Consider the following 9,418-nt stretch of genomic DNA (forward strand, 5'->3'; position numbering starts at 1 on the left):
TTTCGTGCCTACGCATCAAACATATCGTTACCGATATGCCTGCAAGGCTCGATACCAGGCTCGTGGCTAGCGATTACCTGGACGGGATTCCCACCCGCTAGTTTATGCAGCATTGCCAAGCCGCAACGCCCCTTTGACCACTTCCTTACCATCGCCCAGTTGTATATCCACAATCTGTAACTCGCTACTCATCAATCACTTTCATTTATTCGATAGTTTATATGCGACTACGCGCGAACTTGTTCTCTCAAGCATGGCAACACACGATAGCAATCTTGAGTCTTTAACCCTATCGCTGCTTGATCGCCCAAAATGCTGCAACGCCAAAAGATCGCCAATACTCACCCTGCTCTACCAAACCCGCCTCCGTCAATAAAGCCTGCCAGCGCGCTGGACTGAGGGGGTAAACGTTCTGCCGCAAATGCGCAAAGTCGAGATCAACCAGATCACGGCGATCACGCGTACGACATTGCTGGTGGTACCACGCCTCGAATAGCCGCTCAAATCCGACTCCGCCACGTTCACCAACCAAGTCCGCCAATAACAGTATTCCAGCAGGCCGCAGCGAATCCGCCAAGCTGGCCAAATAGCGCGTCTTACTCCCGTCATCGGGTAGGAAATGCATTACCAACAAACTGGTAGCTGCATCAAAACCACTACCCACCTTCACCTCGCCAACATGGCCCGGATAAAGCGTTACTCTCGCAGCCAAGCCCGCATCGCTAACGCGGGCTGTTGCTAGCTTATTCATTTCTTCAGACGGTTCGATACCACCAAGTTGCCAGCGCGGTGCGGCTTGGGCATAACGCAGCAATTCCTCGCCAGTACCACTGCCGGCCACCAACACACGTGCATCTGCCGGCAAGCTCGCTAGTAACAAATCTGTTGATAATTGATGTAACCATTCATAGGCGGGGATCAATTGACGAATCTTGCGCTCATAGGCAGCGGCATGGCGTGCGTCGTACCGGACGCCGTCACTGGGGTCTTGGCTCATGGTTTTATCTTGGAAACTTGTTTAAGGTTTGTAGCGATAGGTCGGCGGGAAAGGGACGCTTGGTAAAACCATGAACAGATTTCCAGCTCAACTCCAATAGTCTTTGATATATAGGCCTGCATCCCGCTTAGAACCAGTTCATATCTTACTTTGCAGCTGGAATCAGGCCTCATGTACCTAAGTAGGCTCAGGTTTCTGCGTTTCGTTTCACCCACCTAACGCCTGCTCGCGAACAGTTTTTAGAAGAATACCGCCCTAATGCCCATGCCGTTTTTCGAGTTTGCAGTCATAACTCAAGATCACCGTACCTTCTGGATCACAGCTTTCCAGCTTCACTGAGAACCCCCATAGGCGGGCAATATGCTTTAACACCTCATGCACGCTATTCCCCAAGGGCCGGCGGTTATGTTGTGTATGGCGTAAGGTGAGCGAACGGTCGCCCCGGGTATTCACATCCCAGACCTGGATATCCGGCTCGCGGTTCGCCAGATTGTATTGATCAGCCAACTTATGCCGAATCGTCCGGTAGCCTTCTTCATCATGAATAGCGCTGATCTCCAGCTTCGCCTCCTGGTCATCGTCGCGAACGGAAAATAGACGGAAGTCCCGAATCAACTTGGGTGACAGATATTGAGCAATAAAGCTTTCATCCTTGAAGTTCTTCATGGCGAACTCCAGCGCCGGCCGCCACGGCGTACCAGCCAAGTCTGGAAACCAGCGATAGTCTTCTTCGGTGGGGTGCTCACAAATACGCTTGATGTCGCTATACATGGCAAAGCCCAGCGCATAAGGATTGATACCCGAGTACCAACGGCTGGTAACCGGCGGCTGATAAACCACATTGGTATGCGAATGCAGAAATTCCATCAACGCACCATCAGTCAGCAATCCCTCGTCATAGAGCCGGTTCATGATGGTGTAGTGCCAGAAGGTGGCCCAACCTTCATTCATTACCTGGGTCTGTCGCTGTGGGTAAAAATATTGGGCAACCTTGCGCACAATGCGCACGATCTCCCGTTGCCAGGGGTCCAGAAGCGGCGCGAATTTCTCGATAAAGTAGAGCAGATTTTCCTGCGGCTCTTCGGGAAAGCGGCGTGAGATTTCCTTTTCAGCTTCCTCTTGCCGGCGTGGCAGCGTACGCCACAGCTCGTTCACTTGGCTTTGTAGATAATCGGCGCGCTCGGATTGGCGTGCCTGCTCTTCAGTCACAGATAGTTTGGGCGGGCGCTTGTAACGGTCAACCCCATAGTTCATCAGTGCGTGGCAACTATCTAGCAACTCTTCCACCGCATCGACGCCATAACGCTCTTCACACTTACGGATGTATTGCCGGGCAAACACCAAATAATCGATGATGGCCGAAGCATCGGTCCAAGCCCGGAAAAGATAATTGCCTTTGAAGAAGCTATTGTGGCCAAACGCCGCGTGAGCAATCACTAAAGCCTGCATAGTGATCGAGTTCTCTTCCATCAAATAGGAAATACACGGGCTGGAATTGATCACAATTTCATAAGCCAAGCCCATCTGGCCGCGCTTATAGCCCTTCTCTGTACTGAGGAAGTGCTTACCGTAACTCCAATGGTGGTACATCACCGGCATGCCTACCGAGGCATAGGCATCCATCATTTGTTCGGCGGTAATAATCTCCAACTGGTTCGGATAGGTATCAAGCTGGAGATCGGTCGCAACCCGACTGATTTCCTTGTAGTACTTATCAATCAGTTCGAAAGTCCATTCCGACCCTGTCGAAAGTGGGCCCTTGCTGGGTTCAGTTTTTTTACGACTGCGCTTTTTGACACCTGTTTGCGAAGGGGCGATCTCGTTCATGCGTGGCTCGTCACTTTCTTGAACAGGTCGCGGAACACCGGGTAAATATCTGCCGGCGACTGAATCTTACGCATAGCGAACTGGCTACAAGCATCGCGTACTTGCTCATACTCCGCCCATAGGTTCTGGGGTTCGCCTTCGGTAATCTCGATATAGGCGTAGTACTGCACCAAAGGGAGGACATCGGCCAACAGAATCTCTTTACAGACGACCGAGTCACTGTCCCAGTTATCGCCATCGGATGCCTGGGCTACATAGATATTCCAATCATTGGAGGGAAAGCGCTCCGAAATAATCTGATGTACCAATTTCAGGGCCGAACTAACAACCGTGCCGCCTGTATCACGAGCATGGAAGAAGTCGTGTTCATTGACCTCAGCAGCCTGGGTATGGTGGCGTACGAATACAACCTCGATTTTTTCATAGGCCCGGGTAAGAAACAGATAGAGCAGGATAAAGAAACGCTTAGCGGTGTCTTTCTTCTGCTCATCCATCGACCCCGATACATCCATCACACAAAACATCACGGCTTGTGTGTGAGGGCGCGGCACTCTCACCCGATTGCTATAGCGCAAATCAAAGGGATCAATAAACGGAATCCCGAGAATTCGCATTTTGAGCAGGCGGATTTCCTCGCGCAGCTCTAATACCTTAGGATCATTCTCATCGCGCTTTTCCAACAGTTCATCGAGTTCTTCGCGTGCCTCATTCAGGCGTGCCAGCGGCCCTGCCGTGAGGGCAATACGCCGTCCCAACGCACCTTTGAGTGAACGTACTACGTCGATATTCGAAGGGGTGCCATCGGTGCTATAGCCCGCACGAATCTGTTTGAACGCTTCGGTTGCGGTGAGTTGGGTCTTGACCAGATTAGGCAACTCCAGGTCTTCAAAGAAGAAGTTGAGAAACTCCTCGCGACTCAGCTCAAAAACAAAGTCATCTTCGCCCTCACCATCCTGCGAGGCTTTGCCCGAACCACCCTTACCACCATTCTCGTCCGGGCGATCAATATAGTCGCCCTTCTGGTACTCCTTGTTACCGGGATGAACTGTTTCCCAAACGCCGCCACGGGCATGGCCAAACACCGGCTCCGACACATCCTTGACCGGAATTGATACCTTTTCACCACTCTCAATATCGGTAATGGAACGGCCTTTTACCGCTCGCGTAACCGCTTCCTTGATCTGCCCCTTAAAACGACGCAAGAACCGGTCGCGATTGACAGCGGATTTGTTCTTGCCGTTGAGCCGGCGATCAATGAGGTGAACCATTCTGGCTCCCGTGAGAAGTGAACCGCAGCTACAAATTGGAAAGGTGAACCAAGCAAAGTTCGGTACCACCCTTCGCGGGCCTCACTATTCACGCTATGAAGACTTACGCACCCGTAGATACCAGTCGCATAGCAGTCTTACTTGCTTGGCCGTATAGCCTTTTTGCACCATACGGTTCACAAAATCCTCGTGCTTCTTGGCGTCTTCGTTACTGCCCTTGGCATTGAAGGAAATCACCGGCAGTAACTCTTCCGTGTTGGAGAACATCTTCTTTTCAATGACCGCGCGCAACTTTTCATAGCTGGTCCAGGTCGGATTCTTGCCTGCATTGTTGGCACGGGCCCGCAGTACAAAATTAACGATCTCGTTACGAAAATCCTTCGGGTTGCTGATCCCAGCTGGTTTTTCGATCTTCTCCAACTCATTATTCAGCGCATTGCGGTCAAAGCTCTCGCCCGTATCTGGGTCACGGTATTCCTGATCCTGTATCCAGAAGTCGGCGAAGGTCACATAACGGTCAAAGATATTTTGACCGTATTCGGAGTAGCTCTCCAGGTAGGCGGTCTGGATTTCTTTGCCTATGAATTCCACATACCTTCCCGCCAAGTATTCCTTGATGTAGGCCAGATACTTCTGCTCGGTCTCTGGCGCAAACTGTTCGCGCTCCACTTGCTGTTCCAACACATACAGCAGATGCACCGGGTTCGCAGCGACTTCGGTATGGTCGAAGTTGAATACCTTGGACAATATCTTGAAAGCCCAGCGCGTTGATAGTCCGTCCATCCCCTCATCAACCCCAGCAAAGTCACGATACTCCTGGATCGACTTCGCCTTCGGATCAGTATCTTTCAAGTTGTCGCCATCGTAGACCAGCATTTTTGAATAGACGCTGGAATTTTCCGGGTCTTTAAGACGGGACAGAATGGAAAACTGAGACATCATCTTTAACGTGCCCGGTGCACAAGGCGAATTGTTCAGCGAAGAGTTGCGGACCAGCTTTTCATAAATCTTCACTTCTTCACTGACGCGCAAGCAGTACGGTACCTTCACAATGTAGATACGGTCGAGGAAGGCCTCATTATTCTTATTGTTCTTGAACTGCTTCCATTCCGATTCGTTCGAGTGGGCAAGCACGATGCCATCAAATGGAATGGCCCCGAAACCCTCTGTGCCCTTGAAATTGCCTTCCTGTGTAGCCGTCAAAAGCGGGTGCAGCACCTTGATCGGTGCCTTGAACATTTCGACAAACTCCAGCAAGCCTTGGTTTGCTAAGCACAAACCACCCGAGTAGCTATATGCATCAGGGTCATCCTGAGCGTACTTTTCCAGCTTACGGATATCCACCTTACCGGTAAGCGAACTGATGTCCTGGTTATTTTCATCACCGGGTTCTGTCTTGGCCACAGCAATCTGTTTGAGCACCGAGGGATAACGTCTCACTACGCGGAATTGATCAATGTCACCATTGAATTCCTGTAAGCGCTTAACGGCCCAAGGGCTTGGTATGCATTTTAAATAACGGCGCGGAATACCAAACTGCTCCTCCAGAATCGGGCCATCCTCCATTCCGTTAAATAATCCCAAAGGCGACTCATTGACCGGGCTGCCTTTGACGCAATAAAAAGGCACCCGCTCCATCAGCTCCTTCAGTTTTTCAGCAATCGATGACTTACCGCCGCCAACCGGGCCAAGCAGATAGAGAATTTGCTTACGCTCTTCCAACCCCTGGGCCGCATGACGGAAGTACGAGACCACCTGCTCAATGACCTCCTCCATGCCATAGAATTCACGAAAAGCCGGATAGACCCGAATCACCTTGTTGGCAAAGATTCGACTCAAACGGGTGTCGTTACGGGTATCGACCATTTCAGGATCGCCAATAGCCAGCAGCATACGCTCGGGCGCAGTGGCATAAGCACCAGGCTCACGCTTGCACAAATCCAAATACTCCCGCAGGCTCATTTCCTCTTCGCGGGTACGGTCGTAGCGGGCGCTGAAATTAGCGAAAATATCCATGGCGTTCCCTCTCTTGCTAAGTATGGCGAACGGGCGTTATACGATTTGGCGTAAAGCGCGTGAAAGATTTGCGCCCGAAAGTCGTGTCCGATTTGTCATTCTAATGTACGCACAATCCCGGTATAGCACATGAAACAAGCGGTACTCAGGTCCTTCTTCCTTCGTGGTAAAACCGCCATAAAACTTGCAAAGAGAACGTACGTTCACTAGAGTGAGCACTTTCCCTTGCTTACTTTGACAGAGCCTACATGAACGAATTCGAAAAGGATTTCGACTATCTGGGTCGGATTCAGGACTACTACGCGGACAATCGTTGTCTACCCTCGTATGCACGCTTAATGCAGTTATTAGGCTTTGCCAGTAAATCAGCCGTATCGAAGTTATTGACGCGGCTCCAACTTCAAGGCTTTGTCACGCGCAGCAACGATGGGGATTGGGTACCTACCGATCGGTTCTTCGAGCGTACGCTTTCTTCTCAACCCGTCCCAGCCGGCATGCCTATCGCGGCCCGTGATGTAGGTAGCGATACCTTTGCGATTGACCAATACCTTATCGAACAACCATCCAATACCTTATTAATCCCTGTAAAGGGCGACTCGATGATAGATGCCGGAATCCATGCAGGGGACTTGGCGGTAATCGAACGACGTAATAGCGCGAATAACGGCGACATTGTCATCGCCATCGTTGATAACGAATTCACCCTCAAGACTTTGGGGCGTGAGCAAGGACGTTATGTGTTGCTACCTGCCAACCCAGCCTACCCAGTCATTCGCCCTAAAGCAGAACTGGAAATTTTTGGTGTAATGGTGGGCTTGGTGCGTAAGTATCGATAAAGACCATACTTGGACTGTCCCTCTGAAATGCTTCTTAAAAACATACGTTCATCAGCAAGATAAGCGACTCAGATAAGGAAAATAAAAACAGGCCCTGGCGTAATTTGGAGTCGTGCCGCTAAGGATTGGAAGACGGCGATGAACCAATTCGCTATTCTTTACGCGGACCGGTTTGTCCGACCATCCGTGTGAATCTCAAACCCGCCCTGAACACGGAAATCCTGACCCCCCCGGAAATCCTGACACCCCCCAGGCCCCATATATACATGGGCCTGTTTTTATTCATCAGTACCTGAAATAGATAACTCTGCTAGAAAGTATCCTTTCAATATTCTTACTTATAACCACTACTCATTCATTACTGCTGTCGTATAAACCTCTTGGACATCATCCAGGCTTTCTAATGCATCCAATAACTTCTGCATCTTAACTACATCATCCCCTGCCAACTCCGTTTCAGCTTGTGGCTTCATGGTTGCTTCGCCCATCTCAGCCTTGAAACCACCCTTCTCAAGGGTTTCTTTAATAGTCACGAAGTCATACGGCGGAGTGATAACTTCAATCGAACCATCATCGTTAGTCAGTACATCGTCTGCACCAGCCTCCAAAGCAGCTTCCATCAAAGCATCTTCATTCGTGCCAGGCGCAAAGATAAGATAACCACAGTGCTTAAACTGGAAAGACACGCAGCCATCCGTGCCCATATTGCCACCATATTTGTTAAAGGCATGGCGTACATCAGCCACAGTCCGCGTCTTATTGTCGGTTAAACAATCAACCATAACCGCCGCGCCACCTATCCCATAACCCTCATAGCGAGTTTCGATGTAATCGACCCCCTCCAGGTTACCGGCACCACGATCGATCGCACGTTGAATATTGTCTTTAGGCATATTCGCACCCAAAGCCTTATCGACGGCAAGGCGCAAACGTGGATTAGTCACCGGGTCTGGGTCCCCCATCTTGGCGGCAACTGTAATTTCCTTAATCAGTCGTGTGAACAACTGACCGCGCTTGGCGTCCTGACGACCCTTGCGATGTTGAATATTCGCCCACTTCGAATGGCCAGCCATGGTATTAACCTCTTGCAGAACAAGTCACGGAAAGGCGCGAATTTTAACACAGTCGTTCAGTGACAGATTTGCGATACTGGCCGCCCTCCCCTAAACTCGCATGGCATATTCTCTAATTGGAGCTTTTCATGTTACGTCTTACCTTGATCACCACCCTGCTTCTTACTTTCGGTGTAGGTACCGGTTATGCAGCAGATGAAGTAAAGGAGCCTAATAAACAACAGAATAAAATGGCTGAATGTAACAAAGCTGCGGTAGATAAAAAGGGCGATGAACGTAAGTCTTTTATGCGTGAATGCTTAAAAAGCAAACAGAAAATTCAGCAAAATAAAATGAAAGAATGTAATGCTGAAGCCGGAACTAAGGAATTAAAAGGGCCTGAACGTAAACAATTTATGAGCGAATGTCTGAAGAAATAAATAGCCTCGGCCCAACTAAGATGTAGAAGTTCAGACTTGATCTAATAGAATGGACGCCCCCACCATCGGCACTACGTTAAAGGTGCCGGTTTCGTCAAAACGCGCACTGCAACTGCCAACGAAATTCGCGGCCTGTTAGTCAAGTTTGGCATCGTTATCCCGCAGGGTATCCACGCTATCGGCCGACGCATTCCGGAGATACTGGAAGACGGCGAGAATGGATTGCCAAGCACCTTCAAGCAGTTGCTGTAGACGCTCTCTGACCACCTGAAAGCACTGGATCAGCAGATTGAGGCACAGGAACAGGACATTCAGTGCTGGCACCAAAATGTTACCTCCAGCGTCCGGTTGGCGAAGATCCCCGGCATCGGACCGCTTACTGCCAGCGCCCTGGTCGCCACGGTAGGCGATGCCCGAAACTTCAGCAATGGTCGACAATTTGCAGCATGGCTCGGTTTGGTGCCGCGACAGCACTCCAGTGGTGGTAAGCCGACCTTGCTGGGTATCAGCAAGCGTGGCGACAGTTACTTGCGTACCTTGATGATTCACGGTGCCCGAGCGGTGTTACGCTTTGCGGAGAGCAAAACGGATCGCACCTCGACGTGGCTAAACGGCGTGGTAGCGCGGCGACATGTCAATGTAGCGGCGTTGGCACTGGCCAATAAGAACGCTCGTATTGTCTGGGCCCTACTGACACACTAGCGAGAGTTCCGGTCCGACCGCACCCTGGCGTTCACAGGAGAGTAGCCAGACCGGTTGATAGTGACAATGAAGATTGGTAAAGACTTCCAGCGGTTGCGCAGGCAATCTTGATGTGATGGCAAGACAGGTAAGACCGTGACCGGCAAACCCCGGGATTGTCAAAGTGCGTAAAGCACGGTGATCTGATAGCGGAGTCGGTCAGCATATTCCATCAGGGACAGAGGCGAAGGCCTTATTAAAAGTCTGGATGTATGGCTGCAATCTCAACCTTGTTCTTGGT

At 50.6% G+C, this 9,418-nt stretch carries 7 protein-coding genes and 1 pseudogene; 3 read left to right on the top strand and 5 right to left on the bottom strand.

Features of this window, described 5'->3' with window-relative positions; genetic code table 11:
• Nucleotides 1–289: 289 nt before the first annotated feature.
• From CSQ89_RS17715 to CSQ89_RS17730, 4 genes are all read right to left on the bottom strand, one after another.
• Nucleotides 290–997, bottom strand: a complete 708-nt coding sequence (locus CSQ89_RS17715) for an SAM-dependent methyltransferase (RefSeq protein WP_099407415.1) — start codon at nt 995–997, stop codon at nt 290–292.
• A 255-nt stretch (nt 998–1,252) separates the two neighbouring features.
• Entirely contained in the window at nt 1,253–2,824 is a 1,572-nt protein-coding gene (locus CSQ89_RS17720) for a SpoVR family protein (RefSeq protein ID WP_099407416.1), read from the bottom strand.
• Complete coding sequence (locus CSQ89_RS17725) at nt 2,821–4,092, bottom strand: YeaH/YhbH family protein (RefSeq protein ID WP_099407417.1); 1,272 nt, start codon at nt 4,090–4,092, stop codon at nt 2,821–2,823. The genes CSQ89_RS17720 and CSQ89_RS17725 overlap by 4 nt, the downstream gene beginning before the upstream one ends.
• 93 nt (nt 4,093–4,185) lie before the next feature.
• Nucleotides 4,186–6,108, bottom strand: a complete 1,923-nt coding sequence (locus CSQ89_RS17730; RefSeq protein WP_099407418.1) for a PrkA family serine protein kinase — start codon at nt 6,106–6,108, stop codon at nt 4,186–4,188.
• A 248-nt stretch (nt 6,109–6,356) separates the two neighbouring features.
• Here CSQ89_RS17730 and CSQ89_RS17735 point away from each other — a divergent pair, with 248 nt between their 5' ends.
• Nucleotides 6,357–6,944 (top strand): LexA family protein, encoded by a 588-nt coding sequence (locus CSQ89_RS17735; protein WP_099407419.1) that lies wholly within the window; start codon nt 6,357–6,359, stop codon nt 6,942–6,944.
• A gap of 347 nt (nt 6,945–7,291) precedes the next feature.
• Here CSQ89_RS17735 and CSQ89_RS17740 read toward each other — a convergent pair whose 3' ends face one another.
• Nucleotides 7,292–8,017 (bottom strand): YebC/PmpR family DNA-binding transcriptional regulator, encoded by a 726-nt coding sequence (locus CSQ89_RS17740; RefSeq protein WP_099407420.1) that lies wholly within the window; start codon nt 8,015–8,017, stop codon nt 7,292–7,294.
• Between the two features lie 128 nt (nt 8,018–8,145).
• Here CSQ89_RS17740 and CSQ89_RS17745 point away from each other — a divergent pair, with 128 nt between their 5' ends.
• Both CSQ89_RS17745 and CSQ89_RS17755 read left to right on the top strand, forming a co-directional pair.
• Entirely contained in the window at nt 8,146–8,436 is a 291-nt protein-coding gene (locus CSQ89_RS17745) for a PsiF family protein (protein WP_099407421.1), read from the top strand.
• An 87-nt stretch (nt 8,437–8,523) separates the two neighbouring features.
• Nucleotides 8,524–9,138: pseudogene (locus CSQ89_RS17755) on the top strand (IS110 family transposase); the annotation flags it as partial.
• Nucleotides 9,139–9,418: the final 280 nt, after the last annotated feature.

It is taken from the genome of Chitinimonas sp. BJB300, from assembly GCF_002735695.1.
In the GTDB taxonomy this organism is placed as follows: domain Bacteria; phylum Pseudomonadota; class Gammaproteobacteria; order Burkholderiales; family Chitinimonadaceae; genus Chitinimonas.